The following is a 16,373-nucleotide window of genomic DNA, read 5'->3' on the forward strand; positions in this document are numbered from 1 at the left end:
GGAGATGGACCGGCGGGGGCGGAAAGGGAAGCGGCGGCCCCGCGCCGCATCCTCACCCGCCCGCGCTGCTCATTTCTCCAGGTCCATGACGAAGCAATAGTCGCCGAGGCTGAGCGAGCCGTAGCCGCCGGGGAGGGTGACGCCAAGCTGGTTGCAGGTGCTGGTCTTCACCTTGCGATAGCCGAGCAGGACGGCGAGGGTGACCGCGGTGGCCAGGATGCCGACCACGGCGACGACGGCGGTGGCGACGACCGCCAGGCAGATGATGGCGCAGCAGGCGACGATCACCCAATCCGCCGGGTTCTGGCGCAGGACCAGCGAGTCCGCGGGCAGCCCGAGGCGGCTCAGCACCAGGGCGCGGGCGGCCGGTGCGGCGTTGGCGGCCAGCAGCGGCTCCAGCGGCTTCGCCCAGTCGCCGGTGCAGACGATGCGGATGCGCGGCACGTCGCTTTCCGCCAGGTCCTTCACATATTCGTAGAGCATGTCCGGCTTGGCGCCGGTGACAACCTTGTCGTTTACCACCGCGAGCAGGATGGCGCCGGCGGGCTGCGGCCAGGGCACCACCACGGGCACCGGCGCATTGGTGACGAAGGGTGATATGGTGACGGCGTTGGGGCCCTGCTTCACCTCCATCTTGAGCAGCAGGATGTCCGACGCATCGGCCACCGTCTTGGGTCCGAACGGCGTCATGACCTTGACGCTGTCCTGCCAGTTGGCGGAGGTGCCGCTGAACTGGCCCTGCGCATTGGTGCGGCCTTCCCAGATCAGGTCATCGCCGCGCCCGGGCGCATCGATGTCGTAGATCCGGATGTCGGCGCCGCTGACCGGCACCTGGGCGCCACCGGGACCGGGCGCGTGGACCAGGCGCCCGGCGATCGAGATGCTTGGCATTGCTTCGTCCCCCCATGGGGCGGCCAGTCATTGGTCGCCGGGAACGATGCTAGACGCGACACAGCCCTGGCGTGTGTCGCCCTGTTTCGCTGCAATCGCCCCGGCCGGCAGGCGGCCGGAGCGCTTCCTGCGTCACGCCTTGCGGGGCGTCCCGATCGACTCCAGCCGCTTCACGAAGGCCTCCCGCGCGGCCTCGAAGCTCTCCTCCAGCTTCGTGGGCAGCGCATCGGCGTTCTGCTGGTCCACATACCAGGCGCCGCCGGTCTCGGCCTCGTCCTCCAGCGTGCGGATCCAGCCGATGGCGGCGATGGCATCGCCGCGGCGGTGGCTGAGGTAGCGATCCGCCGCCACCGCCTTGCTGCGCTGCCGCCCGCCGACCTTGGGCTTGCCGTCCGCGCCCGTGAACTTGTGGGGCTGGGCGGTGCCCGCGGGGGGCGAGAGGTCAAAGACCCCCGCCAGCTCCACGGCCAGCGCCGTCAGCTGCTCCACCGCCGCGGTGGTCGCGGTGGCGGCGGCCGTGCTGCCGCCACGCGTCGGTGCGGGCGGCGGGGGCAGGGCTTCCAGCATGGCGCGCGCCTGGGCGTGCAGCTTGGACCGCTTCGGGTCCGCCAGGATGCGTTCGGCATTGGCGCGGAGGTTGGCGAGCTCCGCCTTGTCCTTGCCGCTGTAGTCCATCGGGTTCGTGCTCACGCCATGTTCACCATGATGGTCTTCTTATGCGTGAAGTGTTCCAGCATGGCTTCCAGCGAGGCCTCCTTGCCGAGGCCGGAGGACTTCACGCCGCCATAGCTGAGATTGGCCTGCACCACGAGGTTCTGGTTGATCTGCACCAGCCCCGCCTCCAGCCGATGCGCCAGGTCGAGCCCCACCTTCAGGTTGTTGGTCCAGAGCGAGGCCGCGAGGCCGTATTCGCTGTCATTCGCCTGGGCCAGCACGGTTTCCGGATCGTCGAAGGCCTGGATCACCGTGACCGGTCCGAAGATCTCCTCCCGCACCAGGCGCGACGAATTGTCGAGGCCGGTGAAGATCACGGGCTGGATGAAGAGCCCCTTCTTCAGCGCCGGGTCGGTCGGCATGGCGGAGCAGACATGGGCGGTGGCGCCCGGGGTCGCGGTGCCCTCGGCGATGTAGGCCTTCACCTTCTCCAGTTGGCCCTCGCTGACGATGGTGCCGATATCGGTCTTCTCATCCAGCGGATCGCCCATGACCATGGCGTCCACCGCATTCTTCATCTCCGCCACGAAGCGGTCGAAGATCGGGCGCTCCACATAGATGCGCGACGCCGCGGTGCAGGACTGGCCCTGGCGCGTGAAGCGCATGGAGGTCAGCGCGCCGGAGACCGTCTTCTCGAAGTCGCAATCGGCGAAGACGATCATCGGCGACTTGCCGCCGAGTTCGAGCGTGACGGGCACCAGCTTCTCGGCCGCGGCCTTGGCGACGATCTTCCCGGTCTCCACGCTGCCGGTGAAGGTCACCTTGCGGACCTTGGGGTGGGCGACCAGCGGCGCGCCGCATTCCGGGCCGAAGCCCGAGACCATGTTGAAGACGCCGGGCGGCAGGATGCGGTTCATGATCTCGCAGATCCTGAGCACCGCGAGCGGCGCTTCCTCCGCGCTCTTCACCACCACCGAATTGCCCGCCACCAGCGCCGGCGCGACCTTCAGCGCCATCAGCAGCATGGGCACGTTCCAGGGGATGATGGCGCCGACGACGCCGAGCGGCTCCCGCACCGTCACGCTCAGCACGTTGGGGGCGAAGGGCACGCTCTCCCCCTTCAGCTCCGACCCGAGGCCGCCGAAGAACTCGAAGACATCGGCGACGACATTGGCCTCGACCCGGCTCTCGGTCCGCAGCGCCTTGCCGGTCTCGAGCGCGATCAGGCGGCCCAATTCGTCCACATGGGTGCGGATGGCGGCGGCGCAGGCATGCACCAGGGCGCCGCGCTTGCGGGCCGGCACCTTGGCCCAGGCCTTCTGGGCCTCGGCGGCGTTCAGCACGGCGGCGTCCACATCCGCCGCATCACCTTCCGCGGCACGGGCGACCTCCGCGCCTGTCGCGGGATTGACCACGGCGAAGGTCTTGCCGGAGCGGGCGGGCACATAACGTCCGCCGATGAAATGCACGCCGGACAGGGCCTTCGCGAGGGCGAAGCAGTCCGCCGTCGGGGCATCGGGGGTGGGATGGGGCAGGTCGAGCATGGGTTTCCTCCGCCGCGGACACGGCACTATAAGCGCGGGCCGCACCATGCGTCGCCCGCCGGCCGGCGGCAATGCTGCGGTGACCTGGGCGCCCCACCGGGGCGTCGGCGACAGATGGATTGAAGGGGCGTTTTGAGCATGGAGAAGGCGCCGAGCGGGCCGCTGCGTGGCCTCCGGGTCCTGGACCTGACCCGGGTGCTGGCCGGGCCGACCTGCACCCAGATGCTGGGCGACATGGGCGCCGAGGTCATCAAGATCGAGCGGCCGGAATCGGGCGACGACACCCGCGGCTTCGCGCCGCCGGTCTGGCCGGGCACGGAGGAGAGCGCCTACTTCCTGGGCGTCAACCGCAACAAGAAGTCCCTCACCCTCGACATCGCGAAGGAGGAGGGGCAGGCGATCATCCACCAGCTGCTCGAGACCTGCGACATCCTGGTGGAGAACTTCAAGGTCGGCGCGCTGGCCAAGTACGGCCTGGGGTTCGAGCAGCTGAAGGTGAAGTATCCCGGCCTCATCTACTGCTCCATCACCGGCTTCGGGCAGACCGGCCCCTACGCCCCGCGCCCGGGCTATGACGCGCTGATCCAGGGCATGGGCGGCGTCATGTCGCTCACGGGCGAACCCGAGGGCCTGCCGCAGAAGGTGGGCGTGCCGGTCGCGGACCTGTTCGCGGGCCTCTATGGCTGCATCGGCATCCTGGCGGCGCTGCGGCACCGCGAGCGCACGGGGCAGGGCCAGCAGATCGACATCGGCATGCTCGACACCTCCGTCGCCTGGCTGGCCAACCAGGGGATGAACTACCTGGCGACCGGGGAGAATCCGCCCCGGCTCGGCAACCAGCACCCGAACATCGCGCCCTACCAGGTCTTCCCGACGAAGGACGGGCACATCGTGCTGTCCGTCGGCAATGACCCCACCTTCGAGCGCTTCTGCAAATCCTTCGGCTGCGAGGCGATGCTGGAAGACCCGCGCTTCGCCACCAATGCGGAGCGCGTGGCCAACCGGGATGCCGTGACGGCGGCGCTGACGCCGGTGATGCAGTCGAAGACCACCGCCGAATGGGTGGCGGCGCTGGAGGAGCGGAAGATCGGCTGCGGCCCGATCAACAAGCTGTCCGACGTCTTCGCCGACCCGCATGTGAAGGCGCGCGGCTGCACGGTGGACCTGACGCTGAGCAATGGCGCGGCCGTCACGGTCATCGCCAACCCCGTGCGCCTGTCCGCGACCCCGGCGGATTACCGTATCGCCCCGCCGCTGCTGGGCGAACACAGCGAGGAAGTGCTGACGGGCCTGCTCGGCATGACGGAAGCGCAGGTGCAGGCGCTGAAGGACAAGGGCGTCGTCTGAAACGGGGGTGCCGCTGACCCCCACCCCGACCCTCCCCCGCAAGCGCGGGGGAGGGAGCAGCAAGGATACCGCCGCGTGCGCCACGGCCATATCAGCTACCTCCTGGCCGGCGCCTTCCACCGGATGGCCTATGTCGAATGGGGGCCCGCGGATGGCGCGCCGGTCCTCTGCGTCCATGGCCTGACGCGCACGGGGCGGGATTTCGACGTGCTGGCGGAGGCGCTGGCCGGGCAGGGGCGGCGGGTGATCTGCCCGGACCTCCCGGGGCGCGGCGCCTCGGACTGGCTGCCCGACCCCATGCTCTACCAGCCACCCTCCTATGTGGCGGCGCTGGCGCATCTGCTGGCGCGGCTGGACGGCCCGGTCGACTGGGTCGGCACCTCGCTCGGCGCCATCTGCGGCATGGGGATCGCGGCCGCCAGGGGCCATCCGATCCGCCGCATGGTAATGAACGACCTCGGCCCCTTCGTGCCGCAGGCGGCCATGGCCCGCATCCGTGACTACATCGCCGATGTGCCCCGCTTCGCCGACATCCCGGCGCTGGAGGCGCATCTCCGTCGTGTCCATGCCCCCTTCGGCCGGCTGACGGATGCGCAATGGCGGCATCTCGCCGAGACCTCCGCGCGGCCCGCGCCCGATGGCGGCCTGCTGCTGCACTACGACCCCGCCATCGCCACCCCGATCCGGACGCAGGAGGCGCAGGCGCTCGACATGCACTTCCTCTGGAACGTGCTGGACCTGCCGATCCTCGCGATCCGTGGCGCGGAGAGCGACCTGCTGCTGCCGGAGACGGCGGCCGCGATGGCGGAGAAGCCTGGCGTGCGGCTTGAGGTGATCGAGGATGCGGGCCACGCCCCCGCGCTGATGGACCCGTCGCAGGTGGCGATGGTGGCTGGGTTCCTGGCCGCCTGACCGCCGGTCAGGTCGCCGGCTGGGCCGGTTGCTGCTCCGGGGCGCTACGCCTCCGCCGCATCCACCCGGCAATGCCGCGCACCACGATCCCCGCGCGGCGCTTGATGTCGCGCAGCCCCTCCTTCGCCTCCGCCCGCCAGAAGAAGGGTTTCACCGGGTGCCACAGCATGTCGGGCCGCCGCCCCATGCGATAGAGCGCCGGCTTGAAGACCAGCGTGCCGGGGGCAAGGTGCACCTGGCGCGGACAGTTCAGGTAGAAGCGGCCGCGGTAGCGCTCCGGCGTGAACTCGCCCTCGCCGCCGAGATCCACCACGGACAGGCCCCGCGCCATGGCGATGGTGCCCCAGGTGGCTTCGCAATGCCCGGCCCAGCCGGCACGATAGGCGGCATCGATCGCCGCCACCATCCGCGCGCTGGCGCGGAAGATCGGCAGGAAGACCCGCAGCGTCGTGTCGTCGTCGAGGGATTCCGGCGCCGCCAGGCTCGGCCAGTTGAACCAGCCGGGATCGTCGCGGCGCCGCAGGACGGAGGAGATCAGCAGGTCCGCGCGCTCATCCTCGAAGGCCGCGAAGAAGCGGGACCAGGGGCCGGAGAAGCGGACATCATATTCGATGGCCCAGTAGTCGTCGTAGCCGGGATGCGCGTTGAAGGCGTGCAGCGCGATCAGGTCGGTATGCCCGCCACGCCAGAGGTCCCAGTCCGGACCCCCGGATTTCCCGGGATAGGCGGGGTCGCGCAGTTCGGCGGTGGGGACGACGTGATGCCGCACGCGCGCCAGGCGCTTCGGCAGCGCCACGCCCCGCCCCTGGTGGAACACGACCATCGGCGTGATGTGCGGCGGGCAGCCCGCGGCAATCTCCCGGAACGCCCTTTCGCACCACCGGTCGAAGAAGTGGGTCTGGAAGACCAGCAAGGCGCGGCGCCGTTCCTGTGCGAGCACTGACAACCTTTCCGGGTGGTTGATGCGCCGGGAACACGCGCGCCCTCATGGCCGTTCCGGTAGCGCTTCGTCACGAAACCCGGAGGGGCGAAACCGTCGCGCTGCCCGCGCGTCCTGCCGCTGTCGTTTCAGTCACGACAATATGGCGGGGAGATTGAGGCATGGGCAGCACCAGCGCCGGACGGGCTTCGGCATGACGAGCCTGGCACCCCCCAAGCCGGCCCCCGGCAGCATCCGCTTCCAACCCACCCCCGTCGCAGGCTGCTTCATCGTCGATCCCGTCCGGCGCGGCGACGAACGCGGCTTCTTCGCCCGCGCCTTCTGCGAGGCGGAATTCGCCGCCGCCGGCGTGGAAAGCCGCTTCGTCCAGGCCAACAACTCCCTGACCCACAAGCCCTTCACCCTGCGCGGCATGCACTACCAGCTGCCTCCGGCGGCCGAGGTGAAGCTGGTGCGCTGCCTGGCCGGCGCGCTGTTCGACGTGGTGGCGGATCTCCGCCCGGACAGCCCGAGCTATGGCCAGTGGTTCGGCGCCACGCTGACCGCCGAGAACCGGCAGATGATGCTGGTCCCCCGCGGCTGCGCGCATGGCTTCCTGACGCTCGAGCCCGATACGGAGGCGCTCTACCTCGTCAGCGCCGCCTATGCGCCGCAGCAGGAAAGGGGGCTGCGCTACGACGATCCCTTCCTCTCGATCGAGTGGCCGGAGGAGCCGGCGGAGCTCTCCGCCAAGGATTCGGCCTGGCCTGCCTTCGATCCCGCCTTCCACGGGACCGAACAGATGCGCGGCCTGATGTGAGCGGGGATTCCAGATGATCATCGTCGACAGGCTCCTCGCCGAACGCGCCGCCGCCGGCCAGCCGATCCGGGTGGGCATGGTGGGCGCGGGCTTCATGGCCCGGGGCATCGCCAACCAGATCGTCAATTCCACGCCGGGCATGGCGCTGGTGGCGATCGCCAACCGCACCCTCGCCCGTGCCGCCGCCTGCTATGCCGAAGCGGGCATCGCGGACACCACCACCGTCTCCTCCGTCGCCGCGCTGGAACAGGCGGTGCGGGAGGGGCGGCCCGCCATCACGGACGACCCGATGCTGCTCTGCCAGGCCGGCGGCATCGATTGCCTGGTGGATGTCACAGGGGCTGTGGAGCATGGCGCGCAGGTGACGCTGGCGGCGATCAAGGCGCGGCGGCCCGTCGTCTCCATGAATGCGGAGCTGGATGGCACCGTCGGCCCGCTGCTGCGCCGCATGGCGGATGAGGCCGGGGTGATCTTCACCGGCAGCGACGGCGACCAGCCCGGCGTGCAGATGAACCTGTTCCGCTTCGTGAAGTCGATCGGGCTGACGCCGCTGGTCTGCGGCAACATCAAGGGCCTGCAGGACCCCTATCGCACGCCGGAGACCCAGGCCGCCTTCGCCGCGAAATGGGGCCAGGACCCGCACATGGTCACCAGCTTCGCGGATGGCACCAAGATCAGCTTCGAACAGGCGATCGTCGCCAATGCCACGGGCATGACCGTCGCGAAGCGCGGCATGCTGGGGCGCGACCATGCCGGGCATGTCGACGAGCTGACGAAGATGTACGATGTGGCCGAGCTCCAGCGCCTCGGCGGCGTGGTGGACTATGTCGTGGGGTCGAAGCCCGGCCCCGGCGTCTATGTGCTGGCCACGCATGACGACCCGAAGCAGCGCCACTACCTCAACCTCTACAAGCTGGGGGAGGGGCCGCTCTACTCCTTCTACACCCCCTACCACCTCTGCCATTTCGAGGTGCCGATCTCGGTCGCGCGCGTCGTGCTGTGCGGGGATGCGGTGCTGCAGCCCATCGGCGCGCCGATGGTGGATGTGGTGGCGACCGCCAAGCGCGACCTCAAGGCGGGCGAGGTCATCGATGGGCTGGGCGGTTTCATGACCTATGGGGAGGCGGAATCCTACGCCGTCTCCCGCGCCGAGGGCCTGCTGCCGATGGGCGTGGCGGAGGGCTGCCGGCTGAAGCGCGACCTGCCGAAGGATGCCGCGCTCAGCTACGCCGATGTGGAACTGCCCTCGGGCCGGCTGATCGACCGGCTGCGGGCCGAACAGGACGCGATGTTCCCGGCTTCCGCCGCGAACGACCCGCGCGCCCGGGTGGCGGCGGCCGAGTGATCCACAAGGCTGCTTGACGGCGCGGCGGCGGCGGTTCCAGGCTTTCCTTACGGCGCCGCAATCCAAAGGACGGCGCGACGGAGGAAACCCCATGCGCCTGACCCGCCGCGCCCTCGCGCTCACCACCGCTGGCCTCTTGGCAGCGCCCGGGCTTCGTGCCCAGGGCGCCTGGCAGCCCACCGCGCCCATCCGCATCGTCGTGCCCTTCCCGGCGGGGGGCACCACGGACATCCTGGCGAGGCTCTACGCGCAGCGCCTGGGGGAGGTGCTGGGCGTCTCCGTCGTCGTCGAGAATCGCGGCGGCGCGGGCGGGTCCATCGGCGCCGATGTCGTGGCCAAGGCGGCGCCGGACGGGCAGACCCTGCTTTTCCACAACCTCACCTTCTCCACCACCACCGCGGCGCTGGAATTCGTCGGCCGCGCGCCGCATTCGATCGAGCGCGACTTCGCGCCCATCAGCCTCGGCGCCAATGTGCCGATGATGCTGCTGGTGAATGGGCAGGTGCCGGCCAGCAACCTGGCGGAGATGATCGCCTGGGCGAAGGCGCAACCCTCGCCGCCCTTCTACGGATCCACCGGCCCCGGCAGCACCATCAACCTGATCGCGGAGGTGCTGAAGCGCGATGGCGGCTTCGCCATTGAACACGTGCCCTTCCGCGGCGCGGCGCCGCTGGTGCAGGAAATGCTGTCGGGCCGCATCGCCTTCGGCGGCGACCAGCTTTCCTCCTCCCTCCAGCACATCAGGGGCGGCGCGCTGAAGCCGATCGCGACGCTGGCCGCCAACCGCGCCAGCGCCCTGCCCAACATCCCGACGGTGCGCGAACAGGGCTTCGCCAATGCGGAGCTGCTGGGCTGGAACGGCTTCTTCGCCCCGGCGCGGACGCCGGAGCCGGTGCTGGCCCGCCTGCATGCGGAAATCGCCGCCGCTGCCCGCCACCCGCCGCTGGCCTCCCGCATCGCGGAACTCGGCGCCGAGCCCGGCGGCAATAGCGCAGCGGAGTTCACCCGGCAGGTGCATGGGCAGATCGCCGCGGTGCGGCCGCTGGTGCGTGACCTGCGGATGCAGGTGGAGTGACGGACGGCACTGCTTAAGGGGCGGTCAATGTCGAAGCCCTAGGGTGCGATCTTTCCCGCACTGCCGCGGGACGGAGTTCCGCATGCGCATCCGCCAGGTCTTTCTGCTCTCCACGTTGCTCGGCTCCCTGATCGGCATCGTGGCCGCGATCCTCTTCGCGGCCAGCCAATGGTCGGGCCTGACGCGGGAGCAGTTGGCGCTGCAGGACAGCAAGCTGCTGGCGGAATCGCTGCGGCTGCCGGAAGCGCTGAACTTCGAGCGTGCCTTCATCAACCCCCTCCTGGTGCAGCCTGGCGCCGCGACCGCGGAGCAGATGGGCCCCGTCCGCGCCCGGGTGGCGGAAGGCGATGCCGCCCTGGCGGCTGCGCGCAGCCTCGCCAGCGGGGCGGAGGATTCGCAGGCGCTGGACCGCATCCAGGCCGCCATCCTGCGCCAGCGCAACGCGGCGCTGGCCGCCGTCGCACAGCCGCGGGAGGCGCGGGACGCGGGCCTGGTGCGGGACTACGTGCCCCAGATGTTCGCCGCGCAGGAACTGGCCGCCGCCTTCGCCGCCACCGTGCAGCGCCGCATCGCGCTGGCCGATGGCCGGCTCGGCCCCTCCGCGCGCCTCGCCCTGATGGCGTGGGAGATGCGCGACCAGGCCGGGCGGCAGGTGACGCTGACGGTCCGCGCCGCAGGCCTCCGCCTGCCCATGGAGGGCGAACTGGCGGAGCAGGTGGCGCTGTTCCGCGGCCGCGTGGACGCCGCCTGGTCGGCGCTGCGCGAACTGGCGCTGGAGGTCCAGAGCCCGGCCATCGAGCAGGCCATGGCCGGCGTGCAGGCGGGCTATTGGAGCCGCGGTGGCGACATGTATGCGCGCTACGTCCAGCCCGGCCGCGGCCAGCCGCCGGCGACGACGGTGGAGGCGCTGTTCAGCGACGTCATCCCCGTGCTGAACACCATCACGCCGCTGCGTGACGCCGCGCTGGTGGAGACGCTGCGTCGCGCGGAGGCCGCCATCGATGCCGCACGCTTCAACTTCGTCCTGGCCTGCCTGCTGGCGGCAGCGACCGTCCTGGCCAGCCTTGTCGGCGCCTGGCTGTTCAATCGCCGCGTCGTCGCCCCCGCGGGCCAGCTGACTCTGGCCGTCCGCGCCCTGACCGGCGGCGCGAAGGAAGCGGCGATGCCGCTGCAGGATCGTGGCGACGAACTCGGCGAACTCGCCCAGGCCATCGACGCCATGCGGCGGGACGCGGTGGCGGCGGAAGCCGATGCCCGCGCCAGCCTGGCGGAACAGCAGGCCCGCGCCGCGCGCGGTGCCGCGCTGGAACAGGCGGCAAGGGCCTTCGAGGCCGAGGCCGACCGCGCGCTCGGCGCCGTCACCCGCGCCACCGGCCAGCTGCAGGACCAGGCGCGGACGCTGACCGGCGCCGCCACCGACGGCAATGGCCAGGCGGATGCGGTGGCGGGCGCCGCCATGACGACGTCGGAGAATGTCCAGCTGGTGGCCGCCGCGATCGAGGAGCTGACCGCCAGCATCGCAGAAGTGCATCGCCGCGTGGCCGATGCCGCGCGCATCGCTTCCGGCGCCGCCGGCGCGGCGCGGGACGGCAATACGGCCATGACCAGCCTGGCCGACAGCAGCAGCCGCATCGGCGACGTGGTGCGCCTGATCAGCGACATCGCCGGGCAGACCAACCTGCTGGCGCTCAACGCGACCATCGAGGCCGCGCGCGCCGGCGAGGCCGGCAAGGGCTTCGCGGTGGTGGCGCAGGAGGTGAAGGCGCTGGCCAGCCAGACCGCCAAGGCGACGGAGGAGATCTCCGCCCAGATCGGCGCCATGCAGGGCGCGACCGAGGGCGCGGTTTCCGCCATCCGCGCGATCGGGGAAACCGTCGGCCAGCTGGAGGGCGTGACCGTCGCGGTGGCCGATACCGCCCGCGAACAGGCGGAGGCGACGCGCAGCATCGCGGAGGCCATCAGCCGCGCCGCGACCGGCGCGCAGGACGCCGCCCATCACGCGGAGGCCGTGCGCCAGGGTGCGGGCCGCACGAGGCAGACGGCGGATGCGGTGCAGGGCGCGACCGGCGACCTGGCGAAGCGCGGGGATGAGTTGCAGGACGGCGTGCAGCGCTTCCTGACGGCGCTGCGCGCGGCCTGATCAAGCGGCGCCGAGCCGCTTCGCGATCTTCGCGGGTGGCCTTGCGCGCGCCAGGTCAAGCCAGCCGAGGCGGAGCCGCAGCTTCTGGAGGGGGCCGAGCGCGCCCTCCGGCGGGGCGGGCAGGGCGGTCAGGCGGGCCGCTTCCTCCGCCCCGAGAAGGGCGGCGCGCGCCTGGCGAAGCGCGTGCAGCCGCCACCACGCAATGGCCTTCGCCTCGCCGTCCGGCGCGTGCCGGAAGGCGAGGAGGGCATCCACCTCCGCCCGCTGCGCCCGCAGCGCCGCGACGGCCGGGGTCTCCGGCTTGTCGGAGGCGCCGTGCCAGGGCCGCCGGAGCGGGATGGGTTCAGGCACGGCGCAGCACCTGCGCGGCTTCGACCGCGAAATAGGTCAGGACGCCATCGGCCCCGGCGCGCTTGAAGCCGAGCAGGCTTTCCATCATCGCGCGTTCCCGGTCCATCCAGCCGCGCTCCACCGCCGCCATGATCATCGCGTATTCGCCGCTGACCTGATAGGCGAAGGTGGGCACGGCGAAGGCATCCTTCACGCGGCGGACGATGTCGAGATAGGGCATGCCCGGCTTGACCATGACCATGTCCGCGCCCTCCGCCAGGTCCAGCGCCACCTCGCGCAGCGCCTCGTCCGAATTGGCGGGGTCCATCTGATAGGTCTTCTTGTCGCCGCCCTTGAGGCTCGCGCCCGACCCCACCGCTTCCCGGAACGGGCCGTAGAAGGCGGAGGCATACTTCGCGGCGTAGGACATGATCCGCGTGTGGATCAGGCCCCGCGCGTCCAGCGCGGCGCGGATGGCGCCGATGCGGCCATCCATCATGTCGGAGGGCGCGATGACGTCGATCCCGGCCTCCGCCTGGATCACCGCCTGGGTGCAGAGGATGTCCACCGTCTCGTCATTCGCGACGTAGAGGCCCCCGGGGCCCGCGCGCAGCACGCCGTCATGGCCGTGGTCGGTGTAGGGGTCGAGCGCCACGTCCCCGATCAGGCCGAGCTGCGGGTATTCGTGCTTCAGCAGCCGCGCGGCGCTGCACATCAGGTTCTGCGGGTTCTTGGCCTCCGTCCCCTCGCCATCCTTCTTCTCCGGCGGCGTGGCCGGGAACAGCGCCACGGCCGGCACGCCGGCCGCGACGGCGGGGGCCACGTGATGCGCCAGCCGGTCCAGCGTCACGCGCTTCACGCCGGGCATGGAGGCGACCTCCGTCTCGATGCCCGTCCCCTCGATGACGAAGATCGGCCAGATCAGGTCATCGACGGAAAGCTTGTTCTCCGCCACCAGGCGCCGGGTGAAGGCATCCACCCGGTTGCGCCGCGGGCGGATGGCCGGGAAGCCGCCCCCCGCCGCAAGGATCGGCGTCGTGGGGCTTGTCTTGTCAAAGGCGTTCATGCGGCGGCGTCCAGGGCTTGGCTCAGGTCGGCCAGGATATCGTCGATATGCTCGATGCCAATGGACAGCCGCACATAGCCCGGGGAGACGCCGGAGGCCGCCTGTTCCTCCGCATTCAGCTGGCTATGCGTGGTGGTGGCGGGGTGGATCGCCAGGCTCCGCGCATCGCCGATATTGGCGACGTGGTAGAACATCTTCAGCGCCTCGATGAACTTCTTGCCGGCCTCCGCCCCCGCCTTCAACTCGAAGCCCAGCAGCGACCCGTAGCCGCCCTTCAGCGCGGCGTCCGCCCGGCGCTTGTTCTCCCCGGTCATCAGGCTGGGATGCGTGACGGAGGCGACGGCGGGGTGGCTGGCCAGGAAGGACGCCACCTTGATGGCGTTGGCGCAGTGCCGCTCCATCCGCAGCGGCAGCGTCTCCAGCCCCTGCAGCGTCAGGAAGGCGTTCATCGGCGCCATGGGCGCGCCGAGGTCGCGCAGCAGGATCACCCGCATCCGGATGATGTAGGCGATGGGACCGAGCGGCTTCACCGCCTGCGTCCAGACCGCGCCGTGGTAGCTGGCATCGGGCTTGTTCAGCGTCGGGAAGCGGGCGGCGTTGGCCTCCCAATCGAAATTGCCGCCATCCACGACCATGCCGCCGATGCTGGTGCCATGCCCGCCGATCCACTTGGTGGTGGAGTGCATGACGACCGCCGCCCCCAGCGCCAGCGGCTTGCACAGCACCGGCGCCGCGGTGTTGTCCATGATCAGCGGCACGCCGATCTTCCGCCCCAGCGCCGCCACTTCCGCGATCGGGAAGACGCGGAGCTTCGGATTCGGGAGCGTCTCCGCATACCAGCAGCGGGTGCGGTCATCGGTGGCGTTGACGAAGTTCTGCGGGTCCGCCGGATCGACGAAGCGGACCTCCACGCCGAAGGACTTCAGGGTGTTCGCGAACAGGTTCCAGGTGCCGCCGTAGAGGTCCGTCGAGGAGACGATATTGTCCCCGGCCTCGCAGAGGTTCAGCACGGAGAAGGTCGTGGCCGCCTGGCCGGAGCCGAGCGCCAGGCCCGCCACGCCCCCCTCCAGCGCCGCGACGCGCTTTTCCAGCACGTCGACGGTCGGGTTCATGATGCGGGTGTAGATGTTGCCCATCTCCGCCAGGCCGAACAGGCGGGCGGCATGGCCGGTATCCTGGAACTGGAAGCTGGTGGTCTGGTGGATGGGCACGGCGACCGATCCCGTGGTCGGGTCGGCGCGCCAGCCGGCGTGGAGCGCGATCGTCTCCGGGTTCGTCGAATCCACCATGTGGCCCTCCTCCTGCCCGCCTCTGGCGGTGCGTTGCTGGCGCATCCGTTCCACGCCGCCGGGGGGGCGCGCAAGGCAGGATGCAACCTGCCGTGGTGGTGGCGCGGGGGAGGGGGCCTTGCTGCCGCTGGGGTCGAAAAGGGCCATTTCATCTCCCGCGCCGCGCGGGGCAGGGTTGCGCCCCCCAGGGGTTGGGTCGGTGGTTCCGGCGGGCCACCCGCCGTGGTAGTCAAGCCGCCATGAACCCTGCCAATACCCCCGTTGCCCTTGGGGCCGACCATGCCGGCGTGGCGATGAAGGCCGCGATCCGGGAGATGCTGGAGGCCGCGGGCCATCCCGTGGCCGATCTCGGCACCCATGGGACGGAAAGCGTGGACTATCCCGATTTCGGCGCTGCCGTGGCCTCGACCGTGGCGGAGGGCCGTGCCGCCTTCGGCGTGCTGGTCTGCGGCACCGGCATCGGCATCTCCATCGCCGCCAACCGCAACCCCGCCATCCGCTGCGCCCTGGTGCATGATGTCACGGGCGCGCGGCTCACCCGCCAGCACAACGACGCCAACGTCATCGCCCTCGGTGCCCGCATGACGGGGATCGAGGTGGCGCTGGACGCCGTGCGGACCTTCCTTTCCACCCCCTTCGAGGGCGGCCGCCACGGGCGCCGCATCCAGAAGATCAGCCCCGGTTGGAGCGCGCCCCAATGAACGAGACCACCCCGGCGGTGACGCCCGCCCGCTTCTTCTCCGCCCCGCTGGCCGAGGTCGATCCGGAGCTCGCCGCCTCCATCCGGGACGAGCTGATCCGGGAGCAGGACGGGATCGAGCTGATCGCCTCCGAGAACATCGTCTCCCGCGCCGTGCTGGAAGCGCAGGGCAGCGTGATGACCAACAAGTATGCGGAGGGCTATCCGGGCCGCCGCTACTATGGCGGCTGCGAATTCGTCGATGTGGCGGAGACGCTGGCGATCGAGCGGGCGAAGAAGCTGTTCGATTGCGGCTTCGCAAATGTCCAGCCGCATAGCGGCGCGCAGGCGAACCAGGCGGTGTTCCTGGCCCTGCTCCAGCCCGGCGACGCCTTCATGGGCCTGGACCTGGCGGCGGGCGGTCACCTGACCCATGGCGCGCCGGCCAATATGTCCGGCAAGTGGTTCAAGCCCGTGCCCTATACTGTGCGGCGCGAAGACCAGCGGATCGACATGGCGGAGGTCCGCCGGATCGCGCTGGAGAACAAGCCGAAGCTGATCATCGCCGGCGGCTCGGCCTATGCCCGCACCTGGGATTTCGCCGCCTTCCGCGCGATCGCGGATGAGGTCGGCGCGTATTTCATGGTGGACATGGCGCATTTCGCGGGCCTGGTGGCCGGCGGCGCGCACCCGTCCCCGTTCCCGCATGCCCATGTCGCCACCACGACCACGCACAAGACGCTGCGCGGCCCCCGCGGCGGCATGATCCTCACGAATGACGAGGCGCTGGCGAAGAAGTTCAACAGCGCGGTGTTCCCCGGCCTCCAAGGCGGCCCGCTGATGCATGTCATCGCCGCCAAGGCGGTGGCCTTCGGGGAGGCGCTGCGGCCGGAATTCCGGGCCTATGCGAAGCAGGTCGTCGCCAATGCCGCGGCACTGGCCGGGGAGCTGAAGACGCAGGGCCTCGACCTCGTCACCGGCGGCACCGACAACCATCTGGTGCTGGTGGACCTGCGCCCGAAGAAGCTGACGGGCAAGGCGGCGGAGGGTGCGCTGAACCGCGCCCACCTGACCTGCAACAAGAACGGCATCCCCTTCGACCCGGAGAAGCCGATGGTGACCTCCGGCGTCCGCCTCGGCAGCCCCGCCGCCACGACGCGCGGCTTCGGGGAGGCGGAGTTCCGCCAGGTCGGCCAGATGATCGGCGAGGTGCTGGACGGGCTCGCGAAGGCGAATGCGCCGGACGGCAATTCGGCGGTCGAGGCCGCGGTGAAGGGCAGGGTGCTCGAACTCTGCCGGCGCTTTCCGATCTACTGAGGCGAAGCCGATGGCCCACGGCGCGCTACCCCAAGGCGGCCTGCG

The 16,373-nt window shown here is 70.6% G+C and carries 15 protein-coding genes; 8 read left to right on the forward strand and 7 right to left on the reverse strand.

The annotated features are described in order from the left end of the window. Nucleotides 1–69: 69 nt before the first annotated feature. The 3 genes from G3576_RS18550 to G3576_RS18560 all read right to left on the reverse strand — a co-directional run bounded on the left by G3576_RS18550 (nt 70) and on the right by G3576_RS18560 (nt 3,089). Nucleotides 70–891, reverse strand: a complete 822-nt coding sequence (locus tag G3576_RS18550; RefSeq protein ID WP_164695921.1) for a transthyretin-like family protein — start codon at nt 889–891, stop codon at nt 70–72. A 132-nt stretch (nt 892–1,023) separates the two neighbouring features. Next, nucleotides 1,024–1,581, reverse strand: a complete 558-nt coding sequence (locus G3576_RS18555; RefSeq protein ID WP_164695922.1) for a hypothetical protein — start codon at nt 1,579–1,581, stop codon at nt 1,024–1,026. Then, nucleotides 1,578–3,089, reverse strand: a complete 1,512-nt coding sequence (locus G3576_RS18560; protein ID WP_164695923.1) for an aldehyde dehydrogenase family protein — start codon at nt 3,087–3,089, stop codon at nt 1,578–1,580. The genes G3576_RS18555 and G3576_RS18560 overlap by 4 nt, the downstream gene beginning before the upstream one ends. Before the next feature lie 138 nt (nt 3,090–3,227). Here G3576_RS18560 and G3576_RS18565 point away from each other — a divergent pair, with 138 nt between their 5' ends. Then, nucleotides 3,228–4,436 (forward strand): CaiB/BaiF CoA transferase family protein, encoded by a 1,209-nt coding sequence (locus G3576_RS18565; protein WP_164695924.1) that lies wholly within the window; start codon nt 3,228–3,230, stop codon nt 4,434–4,436. Between the two features lie 75 nt (nt 4,437–4,511). Continuing rightward, nucleotides 4,512–5,348, forward strand: a complete 837-nt coding sequence (locus G3576_RS18570) for an alpha/beta fold hydrolase (RefSeq protein ID WP_328729339.1) — start codon at nt 4,512–4,514, stop codon at nt 5,346–5,348. Nucleotides 5,349–5,355: 7 nt separating this feature from the next. On the opposite strand, the gene G3576_RS18575 is transcribed toward G3576_RS18570, so the two are convergent. After that, entirely contained in the window at nt 5,356–6,288 is a 933-nt protein-coding gene (locus tag G3576_RS18575) for a hypothetical protein (protein WP_164695925.1), read from the reverse strand. Nucleotides 6,289–6,481: 193 nt separating this feature from the next. On the opposite strand from G3576_RS18575, the gene rfbC reads away from it, so the two are divergent. The 4 genes from rfbC to G3576_RS18595 all read left to right on the forward strand — a co-directional run bounded on the left by rfbC (nt 6,482) and on the right by G3576_RS18595 (nt 11,647). Continuing rightward, the gene (rfbC, locus tag G3576_RS18580) at nt 6,482–7,087 is read left to right on the forward strand and encodes a dTDP-4-dehydrorhamnose 3,5-epimerase (protein WP_207622895.1); all 606 of its coding nucleotides are present in this window, start codon (nt 6,482–6,484) and stop codon (nt 7,085–7,087) included. Nucleotides 7,088–7,100: 13 nt separating this feature from the next. Continuing rightward, entirely contained in the window at nt 7,101–8,432 is a 1,332-nt protein-coding gene (locus tag G3576_RS18585) for an NAD(P)H-dependent oxidoreductase (protein ID WP_164695926.1), read from the forward strand. Between the two features lie 91 nt (nt 8,433–8,523). Next, nucleotides 8,524–9,507, forward strand: a complete 984-nt coding sequence (locus G3576_RS18590) for a Bug family tripartite tricarboxylate transporter substrate binding protein (RefSeq protein ID WP_164695927.1) — start codon at nt 8,524–8,526, stop codon at nt 9,505–9,507. 82 nt (nt 9,508–9,589) lie between these two features. Further along, nucleotides 9,590–11,647 (forward strand): methyl-accepting chemotaxis protein, encoded by a 2,058-nt coding sequence (locus G3576_RS18595; protein WP_164695928.1) that lies wholly within the window; start codon nt 9,590–9,592, stop codon nt 11,645–11,647. Here the strand turns inward: G3576_RS18595 and G3576_RS18600 are convergent, their stop codons facing one another. Genes G3576_RS18600 through G3576_RS18610 form a run of 3 tightly spaced genes read right to left on the reverse strand, consistent with a single transcriptional unit; the run spans nt 11,648 to nt 14,332 of the window. Then, a complete protein-coding gene (locus G3576_RS18600) occupies nt 11,648–11,998 on the reverse strand; it encodes a hypothetical protein (protein WP_164695929.1) in 351 nt (116 codons plus the stop codon). It abuts the gene before it with no gap. Continuing rightward, nucleotides 11,991–13,043, reverse strand: a complete 1,053-nt coding sequence (hemB, locus tag G3576_RS18605) for a porphobilinogen synthase (RefSeq protein WP_164695930.1) — start codon at nt 13,041–13,043, stop codon at nt 11,991–11,993. The genes G3576_RS18600 and hemB overlap by 8 nt, the downstream gene beginning before the upstream one ends. Beyond that, complete coding sequence (locus G3576_RS18610; RefSeq protein ID WP_164695931.1) at nt 13,040–14,332, reverse strand: O-acetylhomoserine aminocarboxypropyltransferase/cysteine synthase family protein; 1,293 nt, start codon at nt 14,330–14,332, stop codon at nt 13,040–13,042. Before G3576_RS18610 ends, hemB begins: the two co-directional genes overlap by 4 nt. 239 nt (nt 14,333–14,571) lie before the next feature. Between G3576_RS18610 and rpiB the strand changes: the two genes are divergently transcribed. Beyond that, nucleotides 14,572–15,033, forward strand: a complete 462-nt coding sequence (gene rpiB / locus G3576_RS18615; protein WP_164695932.1) for a ribose 5-phosphate isomerase B — start codon at nt 14,572–14,574, stop codon at nt 15,031–15,033. After that, nucleotides 15,030–16,328: a serine hydroxymethyltransferase gene (glyA, locus tag G3576_RS18620; RefSeq protein ID WP_164695933.1), complete on the forward strand. Its 1,299-nt coding sequence runs from the start codon at nt 15,030–15,032 to the stop codon at nt 16,326–16,328. The genes rpiB and glyA overlap by 4 nt, the downstream gene beginning before the upstream one ends. The last annotated feature ends 45 nt before the right edge of the window (nt 16,329–16,373 follow it).

The organism is Falsiroseomonas algicola (assembly GCF_011040385.1).
Lineage (GTDB): Bacteria > Pseudomonadota > Alphaproteobacteria > Acetobacterales > Acetobacteraceae > Falsiroseomonas > Falsiroseomonas algicola.

What these genes read in the sequence shown, in the direction of transcription:
- G3576_RS18550 (WP_164695921.1), bottom strand. Translation starts at nt 891, where the DNA reads ATGCCAAGCATCTCGATCGCCGGGCGCCTGGTCCACGCGCCCGGTCCC.
- G3576_RS18560 (WP_164695923.1), bottom strand. Translation starts at nt 3,089, where the DNA reads ATGCTCGACCTGCCCCATCCCACCCCCGATGCCCCGACGGCGGACTGC.
- G3576_RS18565 (WP_164695924.1), top strand. Translation starts at nt 3,228, where the DNA reads ATGGAGAAGGCGCCGAGCGGGCCGCTGCGTGGCCTCCGGGTCCTGGAC.
- rfbC (WP_207622895.1), top strand. Translation starts at nt 6,482, where the DNA reads ATGACGAGCCTGGCACCCCCCAAGCCGGCCCCCGGCAGCATCCGCTTC.
- G3576_RS18585 (WP_164695926.1), top strand. Translation starts at nt 7,101, where the DNA reads ATGATCATCGTCGACAGGCTCCTCGCCGAACGCGCCGCCGCCGGCCAG.
- G3576_RS18590 (WP_164695927.1), top strand. Translation starts at nt 8,524, where the DNA reads ATGCGCCTGACCCGCCGCGCCCTCGCGCTCACCACCGCTGGCCTCTTG.
- G3576_RS18595 (WP_164695928.1), top strand. Translation starts at nt 9,590, where the DNA reads ATGCGCATCCGCCAGGTCTTTCTGCTCTCCACGTTGCTCGGCTCCCTG.
- hemB (WP_164695930.1), bottom strand. Translation starts at nt 13,043, where the DNA reads ATGAACGCCTTTGACAAGACAAGCCCCACGACGCCGATCCTTGCGGCG.
- G3576_RS18610 (WP_164695931.1), bottom strand. Translation starts at nt 14,332, where the DNA reads ATGGTGGATTCGACGAACCCGGAGACGATCGCGCTCCACGCCGGCTGG.
- rpiB (WP_164695932.1), top strand. Translation starts at nt 14,572, where the DNA reads ATGAACCCTGCCAATACCCCCGTTGCCCTTGGGGCCGACCATGCCGGC.
- glyA (WP_164695933.1), top strand. Translation starts at nt 15,030, where the DNA reads ATGAACGAGACCACCCCGGCGGTGACGCCCGCCCGCTTCTTCTCCGCC.